21 protein-coding genes are annotated in these 17,569 nt (G+C 29.3%); 15 read left to right on the top strand and 6 right to left on the bottom strand.

Translation table 11 applies throughout. The annotated features are described in order from the left end of the window. Window positions 1-89 precede the first annotated feature (89 nt). Window positions 90-629: a c-type cytochrome gene (locus AMN84_RS02600; RefSeq protein WP_075483150.1), complete on the top strand. Its 540-nt coding sequence runs from the start codon at window positions 90-92 to the stop codon at window positions 627-629. Here AMN84_RS02600 and argF read toward each other — a convergent pair. The 3 genes from argF to AMN84_RS02585 are packed head-to-tail and all read right to left on the bottom strand — an operon-like array spanning window position 621 to window position 3,535. Beyond that, window positions 621-1,550: an ornithine carbamoyltransferase gene (argF, locus tag AMN84_RS02595; protein ID WP_075483148.1), complete on the bottom strand. Its 930-nt coding sequence runs from the start codon at window positions 1,548-1,550 to the stop codon at window positions 621-623. The genes AMN84_RS02600 and argF overlap by 9 nt on opposite strands. Before the next feature lie 8 nt (window positions 1,551-1,558). Next, window positions 1,559-2,722 carry an aspartate aminotransferase family protein gene (locus tag AMN84_RS02590; RefSeq protein WP_075483146.1) on the bottom strand — a complete coding sequence of 388 codons (1,164 nt, stop codon included), beginning with the start codon at window positions 2,720-2,722 and terminating at the stop codon, window positions 1,559-1,561. Further along, on the bottom strand, window positions 2,723-3,535 hold the full coding sequence (locus AMN84_RS02585) for an ABC transporter permease (protein ID WP_075483144.1): 813 nt from the start codon (window positions 3,533-3,535) through the stop codon (window positions 2,723-2,725). It lies immediately after the preceding gene. Window positions 3,536-3,649: 114 nt separating this feature from the next. Here AMN84_RS02585 and AMN84_RS02580 point away from each other — a divergent pair, with 114 nt between their 5' ends. Next, on the top strand, window positions 3,650-4,147 hold the full coding sequence (locus AMN84_RS02580) for a GcrA family cell cycle regulator (protein ID WP_075483142.1): 498 nt from the start codon (window positions 3,650-3,652) through the stop codon (window positions 4,145-4,147). 1 nt (window position 4,148) lies between these two features. Here the strand turns inward: AMN84_RS02580 and AMN84_RS02575 are convergent, their stop codons facing one another. Together AMN84_RS02575 and AMN84_RS02570 are read right to left on the bottom strand one after the other, a co-directional pair. After that, on the bottom strand, window positions 4,149-4,400 hold the full coding sequence (locus AMN84_RS02575; RefSeq protein WP_075483140.1) for an SHOCT domain-containing protein: 252 nt from the start codon (window positions 4,398-4,400) through the stop codon (window positions 4,149-4,151). Then, complete coding sequence (locus AMN84_RS02570; protein ID WP_075483138.1) at window positions 4,397-5,362, bottom strand: complex I NDUFA9 subunit family protein; 966 nt, start codon at window positions 5,360-5,362, stop codon at window positions 4,397-4,399. The genes AMN84_RS02575 and AMN84_RS02570 overlap by 4 nt, the downstream gene beginning before the upstream one ends. Window positions 5,363-5,382: 20 nt before the next feature. Here AMN84_RS02570 and AMN84_RS02565 point away from each other — a divergent pair, with 20 nt between their 5' ends. The 13 genes from AMN84_RS02565 (at window position 5,383) to AMN84_RS02505 (ending at window position 17,242) form a co-directional block, all read left to right on the top strand. After that, window positions 5,383-5,988, top strand: a complete 606-nt coding sequence (locus AMN84_RS02565; protein ID WP_075483136.1) for a ribonuclease D — start codon at window positions 5,383-5,385, stop codon at window positions 5,986-5,988. A 1-nt stretch (window position 5,989) separates the two neighbouring features. Next, window positions 5,990-6,970, top strand: a complete 981-nt coding sequence (locus AMN84_RS02560) for a KpsF/GutQ family sugar-phosphate isomerase (RefSeq protein ID WP_075483134.1) — start codon at window positions 5,990-5,992, stop codon at window positions 6,968-6,970. Further along, on the top strand, window positions 6,971-7,561 hold the full coding sequence (gene lptC / locus AMN84_RS02555; protein ID WP_075483132.1) for an LPS export ABC transporter periplasmic protein LptC: 591 nt from the start codon (window positions 6,971-6,973) through the stop codon (window positions 7,559-7,561). Continuing rightward, window positions 7,548-8,324 carry an ATP-binding cassette domain-containing protein gene (locus AMN84_RS02550; protein ID WP_075483130.1) on the top strand — a complete coding sequence of 259 codons (777 nt, stop codon included), beginning with the start codon at window positions 7,548-7,550 and terminating at the stop codon, window positions 8,322-8,324. Before lptC ends, AMN84_RS02550 begins: the two co-directional genes overlap by 14 nt. A 6-nt stretch (window positions 8,325-8,330) precedes the next feature. Next, a complete protein-coding gene (aroA, locus tag AMN84_RS02545) occupies window positions 8,331-9,665 on the top strand; it encodes a 3-phosphoshikimate 1-carboxyvinyltransferase (protein ID WP_082254963.1) in 1,335 nt (444 codons plus the stop codon). 113 nt (window positions 9,666-9,778) lie between these two features. Further along, window positions 9,779-11,506, top strand: a complete 1,728-nt coding sequence (locus AMN84_RS02540) for a S1 RNA-binding domain-containing protein (RefSeq protein ID WP_075483128.1) — start codon at window positions 9,779-9,781, stop codon at window positions 11,504-11,506. A 12-nt stretch (window positions 11,507-11,518) separates the two neighbouring features. After that, window positions 11,519-11,806 carry an HU family DNA-binding protein gene (locus AMN84_RS02535; protein WP_075483126.1) on the top strand — a complete coding sequence of 96 codons (288 nt, stop codon included), beginning with the start codon at window positions 11,519-11,521 and terminating at the stop codon, window positions 11,804-11,806. Then, complete coding sequence (gene pyrF / locus AMN84_RS02530) at window positions 11,796-12,473, top strand: orotidine-5'-phosphate decarboxylase (protein ID WP_075483124.1); 678 nt, start codon at window positions 11,796-11,798, stop codon at window positions 12,471-12,473. Before AMN84_RS02535 ends, pyrF begins: the two co-directional genes overlap by 11 nt. Beyond that, complete coding sequence (locus AMN84_RS02525; protein WP_075483122.1) at window positions 12,473-13,090, top strand: phosphoribosylanthranilate isomerase; 618 nt, start codon at window positions 12,473-12,475, stop codon at window positions 13,088-13,090. Before pyrF ends, AMN84_RS02525 begins: the two co-directional genes overlap by 1 nt. Further along, on the top strand, window positions 13,083-14,297 hold the full coding sequence (locus AMN84_RS02520; protein ID WP_075483120.1) for a pyridoxal-phosphate dependent enzyme: 1,215 nt from the start codon (window positions 13,083-13,085) through the stop codon (window positions 14,295-14,297). The genes AMN84_RS02525 and AMN84_RS02520 overlap by 8 nt, the downstream gene beginning before the upstream one ends. Further along, a complete protein-coding gene (gene trpA / locus AMN84_RS02515; protein ID WP_075483118.1) occupies window positions 14,294-15,094 on the top strand; it encodes a tryptophan synthase subunit alpha in 801 nt (266 codons plus the stop codon). Before AMN84_RS02520 ends, trpA begins: the two co-directional genes overlap by 4 nt. Continuing rightward, window positions 15,091-16,020 carry an acetyl-CoA carboxylase carboxyltransferase subunit beta gene (locus AMN84_RS02510; protein ID WP_075483116.1) on the top strand — a complete coding sequence of 310 codons (930 nt, stop codon included), beginning with the start codon at window positions 15,091-15,093 and terminating at the stop codon, window positions 16,018-16,020. Before trpA ends, AMN84_RS02510 begins: the two co-directional genes overlap by 4 nt. After that, a complete protein-coding gene (locus AMN84_RS02505) occupies window positions 15,974-17,242 on the top strand; it encodes a bifunctional folylpolyglutamate synthase/dihydrofolate synthase (RefSeq protein ID WP_075483114.1) in 1,269 nt (422 codons plus the stop codon). The genes AMN84_RS02510 and AMN84_RS02505 overlap by 47 nt, the downstream gene beginning before the upstream one ends. Here the strand turns inward: AMN84_RS02505 and trxA are convergent. Next, window positions 17,239-17,556, bottom strand: coding sequence for a thioredoxin (gene trxA / locus AMN84_RS02500; protein ID WP_075483112.1), 318 nt, complete (start codon window positions 17,554-17,556; stop codon window positions 17,239-17,241). The genes AMN84_RS02505 and trxA overlap by 4 nt on opposite strands. Window positions 17,557-17,569: the final 13 nt, after the last annotated feature.

Here is a 17,569-nt window from a genome sequence, read left to right as displayed (position 1 = left end):
TAAAGTTTAATGCGTCTTACAGACGCAAATAATTTTTTAATTAGTTTATTTTAATATTAACATGTTATATGAGTTCTTGAGAAAAAATAATGGATTCTTTTGAAATAAATAAAATAGTTGCAGCTGTATTGTTAGTTGCGCTCTTAGTCATTGGTATTGGAAAAATCTCAAACTTATTATTCAATGTGGAAAAGCCAGAAGTTTCTGGTTATAAAGTTGAGGTAACTGAAGATGTTACCAAAAAGACTGTGGCTCAAAAAGAGGAAAAGGTCGAAGTTGATATATCGGCTTTAATGGCACAAGCTGACCTCGCGCATGGCGAAAAAATCTTTAAAAAATGTTCTGCATGTCACTCGATACGAGCGGGTGGGGGAAACAAAATTGGACCAGCTTTATACAATGTTGTGGGAAGAAAAGTTGCTGTCGTTGAAGATTACAAATATTCAAAAGCACTGGTTGCCTACAAAAAAAATTGGACTTTTGAAGAGTTAAATGGTTATTTAATCAAACCTCAAGCTTGGATAAAAGGTACAAAAATGGCATTCGCAGGTTTAAGAAAAGAAAAAGATAGGGCATCAGTAATTTTATACTTAAACAAAAATTCGAATAGCCCTTTGCCGTTACCTTAATTTTCCAAAACAGTATAACAAAATACTTTTTTGAACATGAACCCTATTAAGTGCTTGTTGCCAGACATGTGAGTTTTTACTCAAAAAAACATCCTCCGAAACTTCATTTCCTCTTGGCAAACAATGTAAAAATATAAAATCCTTTTTTGCAAATCTGGTCAACTTTTTATCTATCTTAAAATTTTTAAACGCATAAATCTTTTCTTTCTTATTCCCTTTATCGTTGAGTGAAATTACTTTATCTGAAAATATTACGTCAGCACCAGAAACTGCTTTTTTTGGATCATTATAAATAAAAATTTTCTTATTATTTTTTTTGACCCAGTTTCTAACTTCTTTTCCGGGTTCAAATTTTTTTGGACAGCCAATGCTTAGCTTAAAAGAAAATTTCACTGAGGCGGCAATTAAACTATTCAAAACATTATTTGAGTCACCAATCCAACAAATATTCAATTTTGAAATAGGTTTTTTTTTAATTTCTTCAACTGTGAAAATATCAGATAATACCTGAGTTGGGTGAGATAAAGGGCTTAAACCATTTATTATAGGTATTGATAAATATTTTTTAAAATCTTCCATTTTTTTTTCACTATCAGTTCTCAGCATGAAGCCATCACCGTAGGTGGAAAGAATTTTACCGGTGTCAGAAATACTTTCTCCTCCTTGACCTAAGTGAAGCTCATTAGACCTTAATGTCAAAGTCCCCCCTCCTAACTGCCTAATTGCAAGAAAAAAACTTATTCTTGTTCTTGAACTTGGTTTTTCAAACATCTGTATCAATATTTTTCCTTTAAGGGGAGATCCCTTATCAACTTCAAGTGTGCTAAGTTTTTTTCTAAACTTTTTTCTTTTTTTTGCGTCATCAATAATTTTTCTAAGATCTTTAGTTGATATGTCTTTTAGATTTATGAAATGATTCATTTTATTTATCAGAATGTTGAGCAAACTTTATCAATAATTTTTAATGCTATTTCTATTTCTTTCTTTTTAACATTTAAGGGTGGCAAAATACGAATTACATTTTCAGCTGCTTTAATTGTCAGTAGCTTATTTTCCATAAGTTTTTTTATAAATAGATTCTGATCTTTGTAAATTTGGATTCCTATCAACAAACCTTTTCCTCTTATTTGTTTAATTATATTTGGGTATTTTTCCTTTAAATTGTTTAAATTTTTCAAAAAATATTTAGATAAATTTTTAACATTATTCAAAAATTTTTTATTTGAAACTATGTTCATTACTTCATTTCCAACAGACATGGCTAGTGGGTTGCCTCCAAATGTTGATCCATGAGTTCCAGGCACCATCACTTTACTTACCTTTTTATTCATCAATACTGCACCCATTGGAAAACCTCCTCCTATTCCCTTTGCGATAGGTACAATATCTGGTTTTACTTTTGAATTTTCAAAAGCAAAAAAATCTCCCGATCTTCCAATTCCACATTGTACTTCATCAAGTATAAGTAATATTTTTTTCTTGTTGCACAATTTTCTTAAATCTTTTAAACACCAGTCTGGAATTACTTTTATCCCTCCCTCACCCATAATTGTTTCAACCATTATAGCTGCGGTATTTTTAGTTATTTTTTTTTTTAAAGACTCGTGATCCCCAAAAGTAAAATGATCAAAACCACTTACTTTAGGACCAAATCCCTCAGTCATTTTCTTTGATCCACTAGCAAAAATAGCAGCTATAGTCCGACCATGAAAAGAATTTTTAACGCAAAGAATTCTATTTTTTTTTGGTTTCCCGATTGAATAAAAGTATCTTCTAGCTACTTTTATAGCAACTTCTGTTGCTTCAGTGCCAGAATTTTGAAATATCACTGAGTCTGCAAAGGTTTTTTTTACTAATTTTTTTGCCAATTCTTCTCCTTCAGGAATTATGAAAGCATTTGATACATGCCAGACTTTTTTTGCTTGTTTATTTAGTGCTTTTACTAATCTTGGATTTGCATGACCTAAGCTATTTACTGCTATACCCGAACAAAAATCTAAGTACTTCTTACCATTTTTAGCAATCAAGTAGCTACCTATGCCTTTTTTGAAAGAGATTTTTTTTCTATTATAATTATTTGCTAAAAATGACATTTAATTTCTTATTTTATAACCTTTTTTATAAAGGAGAAATGATATGGACCATATAATTAAACTTAACAAAAATAAATATATAAGACCAAATTTAATTGATCCATCGCTATTTCCTATAAAAGAAAATCTCAACCCGTCGATCATATGAAAAAAAGGATTTAAAAAACTTATTTTTTGTAAAACTTCAGGTAGTCTATTTATTGAGTAAAAAGTACCAGATAAAAATGACATTGGAACAATTACAAAATTCGTTACTGTAGCCATATTTTCCCACTTGTCAGACCACATACCTGCTATAAAACCCATGGCTCCCATAGAAAAGGATGACAAAAATAAAAAAACCAAAAAATGTTGAAAATTTTCTAGGTGAATTTCGGTAAAAAAACTAAAGACGATAATTGAAAGAAAGCTTATTAATAAAGATCTTGTAATTGACGCAAAAATTACAGCAAGTGTCACCTCAAGTGCAGAAAGTGGGCTTCCTATCAAATCAACGATATTTCCCATCATTTTTCCAGATAATATTGAAGATGAGGAGTGTGCAAAAGATTGTTGGATTATTTGCATACTAATCAACCCTGGTGCTAAAAATTCAACAAACGGAACACCCAGAACTATCCCTCTGTTTTCACCTAAAGCAAGAGAAATTACCATTAAAAACAAAACTGCAGTTACGACTGGACCAAAAAGTGTTTGACCAGACACAATTAGAAAACGTAGGGTCTCCTTTTTATACAGAGAAAAAAAACCAATCCAATTAACAAGACCAAAGCGTCTAACCCCAATTGTGTATTTTTTATTTAATTCAACCATAAGTATTTAATAAGTAATAAGTTGTTAAGAAATTAAAGAAAATGCTTGTAATATTAAATATTATATTGCTACTATATATAGTATATATGATAAAACTTAAATCAAAATATTGTAATGAGCTGGACACCTGAAAAAGTTGAAAAATTGAAAGAACTCTGGGGTAAAGGCAATACAGCAAGTGAAATTGCTATTGTGCTCGGCGGTGTAACCAGAAATGCCGTCATCGGGAAAGCTCATCGATTAAATTTATCAGGAAAAATAAAGACTAAAAAAAATACAAATTTAAGTTCTTCTAATGTAAATCAAAACAAGGAACTTAAAAGAAACTTCAGAAGAGGAAAATTTAAATCATTAATTATAGAAAAGGATTTTGAACCAGAAAATCCAAAACAGTTAGAGGAACTTGATGAAAATTCATGTAAATGGCCGATTGGACATCCAAATGAAAAAGACTTTTACTTTTGTGGAAGAAAATCTCTTAAAGATTTCTCGTATTGTAAACTTCATCTACTTTATGCATTTCAGCCTAAAAATAGAAAAGAAGAAACTTTTGATAAGGAAAATGAAAATGAAGTTCCTAAGTTTATAAGACGAAAAATTAAAACTGCTTAGTTTAATTATTTAAAATTTTTTCTTTTGCGGCTCTAAATTCCTCCTCGCTCAAAGCGCCTTTTTCATAAAGTTCGTTCAAATTGTTCAACTTGCTTAACAAATCATCACTTTGAGTAGGAGACTTCAACTCATTTTCATAAATTTTTTTTTTTGCTTTTTTTGCTTCCATGCCAGTATTGATTGCTTTAAAAGCTATAAACAATACAAAACACAGGATTAGAGCTATAACAACGTAGATTGTCAAAACTATCATAAATTTACTTTGTCTCTTTCTTTAGAGTATTCTCCATCTTTTTTCCACATATATGAATATTTATTAATTTCCGTTTGAAATTTTGAATTACAACTAAAGTTAAGGTCTATATTACTTTTATAGCAACCAGAGAGAATATTATCATATTTTAATAATCTTAATTGGTCGATTGTAATTAAGGGTTTAGGCAATAATTGAAATAAATTAGCAGTCAATTTAGCAAGAGGTATTGGCATGGGAAATAAAAGTCTTTTTTTATCGATTGAATAAAGTAATTTTTTTAAAATTTCTTTAAATGTCATCTCCTCAGGTCCTACAAATTCTATTATATTTTCTTTACAATCTTTAACAATTATTTCTGTTATTGATTTAGTCAAGTCAGGACAGTAAATAGGTCTAAATTTTGTTTTTCCATTATAATATATTGGGAAAACTGGTAAAAGATTTAATAACGTCATTAATTGAGTTGTAAAATTGTCATCCACTGAGTAAACAATTGAAGGTCTAATAATGGTAGCAAAATCTCCAAAATTATTATTAATTTCTTTTTCGCCTAATAGTTTGCTTTTTGCATAAGAGGAGTCTACTGCATCCTCTACGCCTAAAGCAGACAAATGGACTAGTTTTTTGAGTTTAAATTTGGAAGAAAGTTGTGAAATAATTTTTGGGAATTTTATATGAATATTTTCAAAATTATTTTGGCCTTTCTCATAAAGGATGCCAACTAAATTAATGCATAAATCTGCATCCTTAAATAAATTTTTAAGTAACTCATAATCAAAAATACTACCCTCAACAACATCTAGATATCCGGGATTTGCCTGAGTTTTTAGGTTATATCCTTTTTGATGAATATTGCGCGTAAAAGCAGTTACTTTAATATCGTTTTTGGTTAAGCTTCTAATTAAATTTCTCCCAATTTGACCAGAGGCGCCAAAAATTAGACAATTTTTTGGTTTCATAATACTATTTAAAAATATTTATGGATATAAAAGTTCACAAATCAGATTTACCAGAAGATTTAGAAATAGGCAATAAAATTGCAGTAGATTGTGAATTTATGGGTTTAAATTTTCAAAGAGACAAATTATGTTTAGTACAAATTTCCACTGGAAATTCAGATGCACACATTATTCAACTTGATAGAGATAATTACAATTCACCAGTTTTAAAAAAAGTTTTGTCAGATAAAAAAGTCAAAAAAATTTTTCACTTTGCAAGAGCAGATTTAACTTTTATAAAAAAATATCTTTCAATTGATGTTACAAATATTGAGGACACAAAACTCCAATCAAAATTAGCTAGATCATATACTGATAAGCATGGGTTAAAAGATTTAATTAAAGAATTTATTGGTATCGATATAAGTAAACAATTTCAAAGTTCAGATTTTGGTGGGCAATTATCTCAGGCGCAGATTAAATATTGTGCAAATGATGTTCTTTATCTTCATAAAATTAATGATGCACTTAACAAAATTTTGATAAGGGAAAAAAGATATCAACTTTATGAGGAGTGTTTAAAGTTTGTGAATACACGAGTGAATCTAGATTTAGCATCTTTTTCTGAAGATATATGGTCACATTAATATGAGTAAAGATATTTATAAAAAAATCGCTAAAGAAGTTATTAAAACAGAAATAATTTCATTAAAAAAATTGACTAACGTTTTGGATGTTAATTTTAAAAAGGCAGTTGAAGCTATTCTAAATTGTAAAAGAGGAAAAGTTATTTTATCTGGTGTTGGAAAATCAGGAATAATAGCAAAAAAAATTTCCTCAACTTTGGCTTCAGTGGGAACGCCGTCTTTTTTTGTAGACGCAAGCTCTTGTTCGCATGGGGATCTTGGACAAATTAGCTCAAATGATATACTTATATTAATCAGTAATAGTGGTGAGTCTTCAGAACTTAAAAATATTATTCAATTTTCAAACAGAAATAAAAATATAACTTTAATTGGAATTGTTTCAAAAAAAAATTCTCTTCTTTATAAAGCTTCTGACATAAAGATTTTATTGCCAGAAGTTAAAGAAGCTGGGCCAGGTGGAATTGTACCAACTTCATCAACCATTGTTCAGTTAGCTATTGGGGATGCAATAGCAATAGCTACAATGAAACAGAAGAAATTTGGCCAAAAAGACTTTAAAAAATTTCATCCCTCTGGGAGTTTGGGATCAAAACTAAAAACAGTTGAGGACTTGATGCTGACTGGAGGAAAGATACCTTTTATAAATGAAAACTCAAATATGAAGTCTGCACTTAGATTTATATCAAAAAAAAAATTGGGTGTACTGGTAGTGAGAAATTCTAAAAAAAATACGACTGGAATAGTTACTGATGGTCAAATTAGACGATTTAACGAAAAAAAAGGGGATTTACAAAAACTGAAAGTAAAAGATGTAATGACTAAAAATCCAATTTCTGTTAACTCTGACATGCTTGCTGCAAAAGCTTTATCTTTGATGAATTCAAATAAAATCACTTTATTGTGTGTACATAAAACAAAAAAAAATAGACAGACTATTGGCGTAGTTCACATTCACAATATTTTAGCGAGTAATATCCAATAAATGAAAAAAGGTGTTCTATTTCAGTTATTTTTATTAATGTTTCTGGTAATCGTTTCAGTTTTTATTTATTTCAAATATTTTTACGAAAACAAAGGTAATAAAGAAGTCATTAATAAAAGAAATCAAACACAAATTATTGATGAGAACTTAATAGAAAATCTTAAATATTTTTCGGTAGATGATACAGGAAATATTTATGAGATAGTTGCAAAAAAGGGCATAATTGACAGAACAAACCACGACATAATTCTGATGGAAAATGTTGAAGCAATGATTGAATTAAAGAGTACTGAGAAAGTTTTTATCAAATCGAATAATGCTAAATACAATTCCAAAAGTTATGACACAATTTTTAATGGTGAGGTGACAGTGCAATTTAATGAACATAGTCTTAGAAGTGATTTTCTTGATTTATCCTTTGAAAATAATCTTGTTTCCATATATGATAATGTTCTTTATTTCAGTAACATTTCAACTTTAAAAGCAGATAGAGCTGAAATCGATATTTTAAAAAAAAAAACAAAGATTTTTATGAACGACTCAAAAAATAAAATACTAATTAAGAGTATCTCTAATAATGGCAATAATTAAAAAATTTAGAATTAAAAGCTTCAAACAAAAAAAACCAATTCTTAAACTAGAGAATGTAAGCTTATCTTTTGTAAATAGACAAATTTTGCAAAATATTAGCTTTGATATTAACAAAGGTGAGATTTTTGGCATGTTAGGCCCAAACGGGGTTGGAAAATCAACAATTTTTAATTTAATAACAGGACTGATATCTCCAGATAGCGGATCAATTTATATCAAGGGTGAAAAAGTGAATGATTTTCCGATTTTCCTTAGAACAACCAAATTTAATATTGGATATGTACCTCAATACGGGGGTTATTTTTATGATTTAACTTTATTTGAAAACTTAAAAGCTGTTGGCGAAATTTTAATAAAAAATCCAAGAGATAGAATGGAAAAAATAAATTATTTAACCTCTAAATTCGATTTAGAGTCCATCAGAGATATAAAAGCAAAGTTTCTATCAGGTGGTCAAAAGAAAAAATTAGTAATTGCAATGGCTTTACTTGGAAATCCCGAATTGCTTTTACTTGATGAGTGTTTTGCAGCATTAGATGTCATGACAATAAAAATGTTACAACAAATTATTGTCAATTTACAATCTGAAAATAAGATTACTATATGTATTTGTGATCACCAAGCAAGAGATCTTTTAACATGTGTTGATGTTGCAGTCGTCTTGTCGGATGGAAAAGTAGTTGCAAAAGGAACTCCTTCAGAACTGGTAAAAAATCCTAATGCACAAAATGCATACTTTGGAGATTCCTTTAAATTTAATTAAGCTTTTATGGCACAAAGGATTTATATTAATAAAAATATAAATAAATTTAACAAAAAAATTCAAATAGATGGAGATAAAAGTATATCAATAAGAGCTCTCCTATTAGGTTCACAAGCATTCGGGAAGAGCATTATTGATAACATCTTGCTATCAGATGATATATTTAACTCAATTAAATGTTTGAAAAAATTAGGTATAAAGATTCTTTTAAAAGGAAAAAAATGTACAATATATGGTTTAGGAATAAATGGTTTTAAATTTAAAAAAAAAATTCATTTAGACGCAGGAAATTCTGGAACTTTTGCTCGGCTAATTTTAGGGCTTTTAATTAAAACTCCTTATCCTATAAAGTTGATAGGTGACAAAAGTTTATCTAGAAGAGACTTTGGAAGGATCATAGAGCCTTTGCAAAAAATAGGTGCAACTTTTAAGTTCAACAAAAAAAAAGGTTTACCGTTAATGATTTTAGGTTCACAATTTGTAAATCCAATTATTTATAGTGAAAATAAAGGATCAGCTCAATGTAAAAGCTCAGTGATGTTGGCATCTTTAAACACTCCAGGTGAAACTATTATTAAAGCAAAAAAATCCAGAGACCATAGTGAACGGTTTTTTAAATATTTAGGAATACCAATTAGAATAAAAAAAAATAATGAAACCGACAAGATTTTTATATCAGGGCAAAAAAATTTTAAATCTTTTCATTACAAAATTCCATCAGATCCAAGTTCATGTGCTTTTTTTATTGTATTGACTTTACTCTCAAAAAATTCATCTTTGATTTTAAAAAATGTCAATTTAAATGACTCACGTATTGGTTATATAAAAATTTTGAATAAGATGGGTGCGAAGATAAAAATTAGAAATTTAAAAAAAAGATATGAGGAAAAAATTGGTGATATTCTTGTAAAGAGTCAAAAAAATTTAAAAAAGATCAATTGCCCTCCGAAACTCAATAGTAATTTAATTGACGAATTTTTAATACTTTTTTTAGTTGCTGCAAAAGCAAAAGGTGTTTCAATTTTTAGAAATTTGGATGAACTTAATAAAAAAGAAAGTCCTAGGCTTAAGTTAGGATCAAAAATTCTAAATTTGATGGGAGTTAAAACAAAATTAACTTCGAATTCGATAAAAATTTATGGAAACTCAGATCTTAAAATTAAAAAAAAAATAGTAATAGAAGATTATCACAAGGACCATAGAGTTTTTATGACATCAGTTGTTGCTGGTCTTGTTTTTGGTGGAAATTGGATTATAAAGGATGTCGAAAGTTTTAAAAGTTCGTTTCCATCTTTTTTAAAAATAATAAAAAATCTAGGGATTAAGTTTAAATTATCATGATAAATTAAAGATTATTGCACAAAATCATGATGTTTTTTATTTAATTATTAAACTATTTGTATCTTGATTATTTCGATATTTTTATCTAAAAGAACACACTTTTTTTAAATTATATGGAATTATACAAAAATTCAGATTCGCCCGAAGCAAAAGAGTTTGAAAAACTACTTAACACCCAATTATCTAAAACCCAAAATTTAGTAGAAGGTAAAATAATAGAGGGTACTGTCACAAAAATAAGTGATAAATATGTTTTTTTAGATTGTGGATTAAAATCAGAACCTATCGTAGATATTAACGAGTTAAAAACTATTGGTTTAGAAAAAAAAATTAAAACTGGCGAAAAAATTCCTGTGCTACTTGAAAGATTAGAAGATAGAAATGGTGAAATTTTAGTTTCAGCTAGTAAAGCCCAAAAAATAAAAGGATGGGACATATTAATCGACCATTTTGAAAAAAATGAACCAATAACTGGCAAGATAATTAGTAAATGTAAAGGAGGCGTAATAGTAGAGCATCTAGATACAGGTTCACTAATGTTTTGCCCAGGTTCTCAAATTTCTGATACTCCACTTAAAGATATTTCACACTTAATGAACGAACCACAGAAGTTTGCGCTTATTAAAATGGACAAGGTCAGAGGTAATGCGTGCGTTTCTAGAAGACAGATAATTTCATCAAGCAAAAAAGAAGATAAAGCGAAAATAATTGAGAAATATAAAGTAGGTGACATTATAAAAAATGCTGTTGTTAAAGGATATTCAAGTTTTGGGTGTTTTTTTAATGTTAATAATGAGCTTGACTGCTTGGTTCATATTCAGGAAGTGAGTTATTCTAGAGTTAATCATTGCGAAGAAATCTTTACTATTGGAGACAAGCATGATTTGCTTGTTATATCTATTGATAAAGAAAAACTGCAAGTTGGTTGTTCAATCAAACAATTGTCTCCCGACCCTTTTGAAAAAATTTCAAATTATGAACTCAATAAAAAATATGAGGTTAAAGTTATCAAGCTTATGGATTTTGGTGCATTCTGTGAATTAGAGCCTGGTCTAAGTACTTTATTACATTCTTCAGAAATTTCGTGGACAAGAAAAAATGCTTCACCGAAAAAAAGTTTTAAGGTAGGTGATAAAATAATGTGTGTAATTACTGAAATAGATAAAGAAAAAAGAAGAATAGCAATTTCTCACAAACTTACAACAGAAAACCCTTATAAGCAGTTAGTTAAAAACCATCCAGTAGGCAGCACAATAGACTGTGTGGTAAGTAGTTCGAATGAGTACGCCCTATATGTCAAACTCGATAAGTACGATATTGATGCATTTTTACATTGCAACGACCTTTCATATACTGGTGACCCTGAAACAGAATTGAAAAATTACAAAATTGGTAAAAAGATAAAAGTTAAAATTCTTGAAATAAAAGAAGATCAACTAAAAGTAAGAGTTGGGTTAAAACAAACAGAAAAAGATCCATTTGATTATTTTAAAGATAAAAAAATTAATGATACAATAACAGTAAAAATTATTTCTTCAGACAACAAAGGTCTTATAGTCCAGCCAGAGGGATCACTAATGAATATTGTAATAAAAAAATCCCAAATAGCTGTAAGTTCTTCAGATGCACGTCCATCAAGATTCGTGGGCGGAGAACGAATAGACTCGGCAATATCGGAACTTAATTTTGAAAAGCGAAAAGTTTCGCTAAGTATTAAGCTTCTTGAAGAAATTCAAAATAAAGAGGCTGTTTCTAAATTCAGTTCTCCATTATCTGGAAAAAACTTACCTTTTTCAACACTATCTGATAAACTTAAAAAGAAAGATAAAGAAAAAAAATAGGTAATTGAAATTTTGCCAAAATCTAAGTCAGATTTGATTAGAGCGTTGTCCAGATCCTATCCAAATATATATAAAAAAGATTTGGAGAAGTTTCTAGATATTTTTTTAAATGAAATTAAGACAGCATTAAAAAATGATGAAAGAGTTGAATTAAGAGGTTGGGGTATTTTTTCTTCTAAAAAACAAAAAAGCAGAAAGTCAAGAAATCCAAGAACAGGAGAAGAAATCATCACTATGGAAAAAAAAAGTATACACTTTAAAATGTCAAAAGAACTTTTTAATAAGTTAAATGAAAAATAAAAAAAGAATTTTTGTTGCTATTGATACAAGTAAAATCTCCAGAGCAAAAAAAATAATAAGAGATACACAAACAAATAAGATTGATGTCGGTTACAAGTTTGGTCTTGAGTTTTTTTATTCAAAAGATGGTAGAAAATTTCTTTCGAGCTTAAAAAATCAAACAATTTTTTTAGATTTAAAGCTTAATGATATTCCAAATACAGTTGTGTCAGCTTTAAAATCATTGAAAAATTTGAAAATCTCTTATTTGACTGTTCATCTAAGCTCAGGTTTTAGTGCTTTGAAAATTTTGAAGAAAGAAAGTAAAAATACAAAAATTGTTGGCGTCACAACTTTAACGTCATTGAATAATAAAGATTTAAAAGAGATTGGATATAATAAAAAGGTAAATGATTTAGTAAAACATCAAGCAAAACTTGCGGAAAGAGCGAATTTAGATGCAATAGTCTGTAGTGGACATGAAATAAGATCGGTGAAGAAGGTATTTAAAAAAGAAATAATTACACCCGGAATAAAAATACAGAATTTTCAAAATGATCAAAAAAGATTTATGAAACCTAAAGATGCTTTTGTTGCTGGCAGCGATTGGTTAGTAATTGGTAGATCAATTACGAGCGGAGATATTAAAAAGAATTTTAAGAATTTATTGAAAATTTTAGAGGATTGATGCAATCTAAGATTTGTGGAGTCAGGGATAGTGATACGTTAAACTTTTTAATAAATTATAGATATCCCCCTGAATTAATCGGTTTTATATGTAATTATCCAAAATCTAAAAGATTTGTAACTATAAATACTCTTCAGAAGCTACTAAAGGTTGACAATAAAAAATCTCAATTTGTATCTGTGTTAGTTAAACCCGATGAATTTATATTGAATGAAATGCAAAAACTAAATTTTGAGTATTTTCAAATTTATGATTGTGCGCCTGATGAAATAAAATCAATAAAAAAAAAATATAATAAAAAGATTATTACTGCAATTACCGTTGAGACTAAAGAGGATATTCTCAAATATAAAAAATATGAAGATTGTTCTGATATAATATTATTTGACAGTAAAGGATATGAAAAATCATTAGAATTTGACCACACGTTGATGGAAAATGTGCCAGTAAGTGTAAATAGCATGATCGCTGGAAATATTAAACACAACGATAATCTTGATAAGTTTATGAAAATTTGTAATTATATTGATATATCTGGGGGTGTAGAGACATCTGGATTAAAAGATATTTCTAAAGTAAAAATTTTCTTAGACAACGTAAAAAAATTAAATGATTAAATTGAAGAAAAAAACTCCTCTTATTGACCAACACAATAAGTTTGGATTTTATGGAAATAAATTTGGTGGAAACTATTGTGCAGAAACAATGCGAAAACCAATTGAGGATCTATCTAAGCTTTTTGAAAAATTAAGAAAAGATAGAAAATTTCTTAAAAAAAGAGATCATTATTTTAAACATTATCTTGGAGGGGAAACGCCCTTTTTTAAATTAGAAAATTTGACCAAACATTTAGGTGGAGCTCAAATTTGGTGTAAAGACGTGTCAGCTATAAACGGTGATGCGCATAAGGCGTATCACGCAACTGTAAACGCATTAATTTGTAAAGAGAGTGGTAAACGCTACATAGCAGGCGATACAGGTGCCGGAATGTTTGGAAAAAATCTTGCAATGGCAGCAAAAAAAATGAACCTCAAATGCAAAATTTTTATGGGAACAAAAGACATTTCTAGACAAGCGCCAAATGTAAAATTTATGCGTAATGCAGGAGCTGAGGTTGTGCCTGTTAACTCAGGCTCAAAAACTTTAGTCGATGCTGTTTCTGAGTGCATGCGCCACTATGTTTCAAACTGTGATAATACACATCTAGCGGTGGGCTCAGCAATTGGCTGCAATATTTTTTTAAAGATTTGTGCATGGTCAACTTCTCAAATTTCTAGAGAATTAAAAAAACAATTAATTAAAGAGTTTGGTGAAATACCGAAACTTAAATTAATCAATGTCATAGGTGGGGGAAGTAGCGCGCTAGGATTTTGGAATGAGTTCATTGACTACGATAAAAAACATGTTGAACTAATTGGTGTTGAGGCAAAGTATGCTGCCCCTTTATCTACAAACGCAAAAGTTGCTATTTTACATGGAGCTGCACAATATTGTTTGACTGATAAAGAAGGTCAAATAGCAGAGACCCATTCATTGAGTGCAGGTTTAGATTATCCAGGTTCGAGTCCATTACACGGATTATTAAAAGACTCTGGAAGAGCACGATATACGAATGCTTCAGATAAAGAAGCATTAGCTGCTTTCAAATTAATTACTAAGTTAGAAGATATCCGGCCAAGTTTGGAACCAGCGCATGCATGGAGTGAATGCATTCGTTTAGCTCCAAAATTGAAAAAAAGTGATGTGCTTGTAGTCAACAATTGTGGAAAAGGTTACAAAGATAAAAAGATTTATATTGAACAATTAGGATACTACCCAAAATGAAAAACTCTATTAACAATGCCTTTAAAATTGCGAAAAGTGAAAACAGACCTGCGCTGATATCCTATACAGTTTGTGGTGATAATACTAAGGACAAATCACTACAAATACTAAATTCAATGTCAGAGGATTTGGATATTGCAGAATGGGGAATACCTCACAATTGCCCAACTGCCGATGGTAAAGATATCCAAAATAGTTCTTACAGAGCTTTACAAAATGGTATTAGATTAAGTGATATTTTTAGTCTTGTTAAAAAATTTAAGAAAACAAAACCTTCTAAACCAATAATATTGATGGGTTACTACCAAATGATATTTAATTTTGGAGAAAAAAAATTTATCCAAAAATGCAAAGCATCTGGTGTTGATGGACTAATTGTTGTTGATCTCTCATTTCCAGATAATAAAAATTTTGCCAAATTGTGTAAAAAAAATTCTATTTGTTTCGTTCAATTAATAGCACCAACTACAACTGTGAAAAGAATGAAAGAGATAATCAAGAGTTCACATGAAATGATTTATATGATTTCAACTATATCAACTACAGGATCTGCATTAAAATATAGTATAAAAAGAATTATTAAAAATTATAATGTTATAAAAAGAATCAAACCATCAAAAAATGTTGTAATAGGTTTTGGTATAACCGAAAAAACTATTTCAAATCTAAGATCTGCTGATGGTCTAGTTGTTGGTAGTGCAATTTGTCGAGAAATAACAAGAAGTTTAAAAGATAGACAAAATCCCGTCACAAATGTAAGTAAATTAGTAAGGAAATTAAAAAATAAAATTATATGAATTGGTTAAAAAAAACTCTTAGATTCGGTGAAAAGATAAAGCAGTTATTAAAAAAAAGACCATCAAAGAGTGATATAGAAAATAGTGATTGGACTTCTTGCTGTAAAGGACCAGTTCTGAAAAAAGATTTAGAGGAAAATTTATGGGTCTGTAATGCATGTGGAAAACATCATCGTATAAATTGTATTCAAAGATTTGATATAATTTTTGGTAAAAATAATTATGAAGTATTAAAAACTCCGATACCTGCCGACGATCCTTTGGAATTTGAAGATTCTTCTCCATATATTAAGAAATTAAATTCTGCGAGAAAAAAAACAAATCAAGATTGTGCAGTCATGATTGCTAAAGGTAAAATTGGAAACATAGATGCTGTAGTTGGTGCAATTAACTTTGCTTTCATGGGTGGTTCAATTGCAACAAGTGAAGGTGAAGCAATTATTTTTGGTATTCAAAAAGCTGTTGAGGAAAAAAAACCTTTTGTGATTTTCACTTGTGGTGGTGGTCAAAGAATGCATGAAAGTCCCCTAGCCCTTGCACAAATGACGAGAACAACTATGGCTATTAATGATTTAAAAGAAAATAAATTACCTTACATAGTGTGTCTCACAGATCCAACTGCTGGAGGGATCACTGCTTCTTTTGCGATGCTTGGAGACATTCAAATATCTGAGCCTGGAGCCCTAATTGCATTTGCAGGAAGAAGAGTTATAGAAGGAACAGTAAAAGAAGAATTGCCTGAAAATTTTCAAAAAGCTGAGCATGTTCTTGATTGTGGATTTGTAGATAACATAATTCCGCGTAAAGATTTATCAAAAAAAATTAGCCAGGTATTATCTATATTGCTAAAGAAAAATTCTGAAGTAAATTCAGAGAATAATGAACAAACTCCAGAATTTAATATCGGAACTAGAGAAGCATCATAAAAAGAAATTAGATCTTTCTTTAGGTCGAACTTTTAATCTTTTAGAAAAACTTGGAAACCCTCAAGACAAACTTAAAAATATAGTCACAGTAGTAGGAACGAATGCTAAGGCAAGTATGTCATATAGTCTTAAGGCAATCCTTAATCAAGCGGGATTAAAGTGTAATATGTACACCTCTCCACATCTTCAATCCTATACTGAACGTTTTGTATTTAATGATACTGAAATTGATGAAGAAAATCTTTTTAAGTTGTTAGAGGATACAGAAAAAGTCTTAGGAGATGATAATGCAACTGTTTTTGAAATACTTACATGTGCTTTTTTAAAATATGCAGAAAGCTTCAAAAACAATGTCAATATAATTGAAGCTGGATTATTTCACCAATTCGATAGTACCAATGTTTTTAAAAAAAATTTAATGACATTAATTGGTGTAATACATAACGATCATTTTCAATGGTTAGAAAATAAGAGTATTGATGGAGTTATACATGAAAAAACTTCTAAGCTTTTAAACTCTAATATTTTTGTAAACAAACAGGTGAATGATGAGATAGGTAAAAAAGTGGAAGAATCTTTAAATGAAAATACATCAAATAAATATTTTTTTGGAAAAAACTTCAATATCTCGAGATCAGATAATAGCTTCATTCAATACCAAGATGATATTGGTGAATTGATACTGCCAGAACCGAATATTTTAGGAGATCATCAACTTTATAATATTAGTACTTCAATTGCAGCGTCTAGAAAAATATTTAACGTTAAAGATCAAGATATCAAATCAGGTATTCAAAACATCTCTCTAAGAGGAAGATTGCAGGAAATAAAGTCGGGAAAACTCAAAAAGATTATGGGTAATAATAGATTAGTAGTTGATGGAGGTCATAATATTTCAAGTAGTTATGTTATTGCAAACTGGATTAAAAACCAAAATCAAAAAGTTAATCTCGTCGTAGCTATGATGAAAGATAAGGAGCATCAAGAATTTATGAAATCTTTTGAGGGTCTAGTTAATTCAGTTACTTTAATTGATATTCCTAATCAGGTTGGAGGAATTTCCAAAAAAGAATTAAAAGAAAAAATAAGCAATTTCAATTTTACATTAAAAATATCTGATAGTATCGATAGTGCAATTCGCTCAAACTCAAAAGACATGAATACTATCACCTTAGTGTATGGATCGCTTTATTTAATTGGGGAAGTCTTAAATTTAAATTAAGTATTTTCTTTAATCCAAGAAACAATATTAGATTTAGTGGTCGCTCCAACTTTTGTTGCCTTTAATTCTCCTCCAGAAAATAAGAGCATAGTTGGTATACCTCTGATTCCGTATTTTGTTGGAGTGTTAGGTTCGTTATCGATATTATGTTTTGCAATTACAATATCAGACATCTCATTAGAAATTTCTTCTAAGATTGGTCCGATTTGTTTGCAAGGTCCACACCACTCTGCCCAGAAGTCAACTATAACTGGTTTGCCAGCCTTAATAACTTCAGCTTCAAAGTTTTCATCTGTTACGTTTACAGTAGCCATAGTATTTATATAT

This window comes from Candidatus Pelagibacter communis (assembly GCF_001180105.1).
Lineage (GTDB): Bacteria > Pseudomonadota > Alphaproteobacteria > Pelagibacterales > Pelagibacteraceae > Pelagibacter > Pelagibacter ubique_K.
The sequence above is the reverse complement of the archived record's forward strand: the minus strand, read 5'-3'. Positions and strand labels throughout refer to the sequence as shown.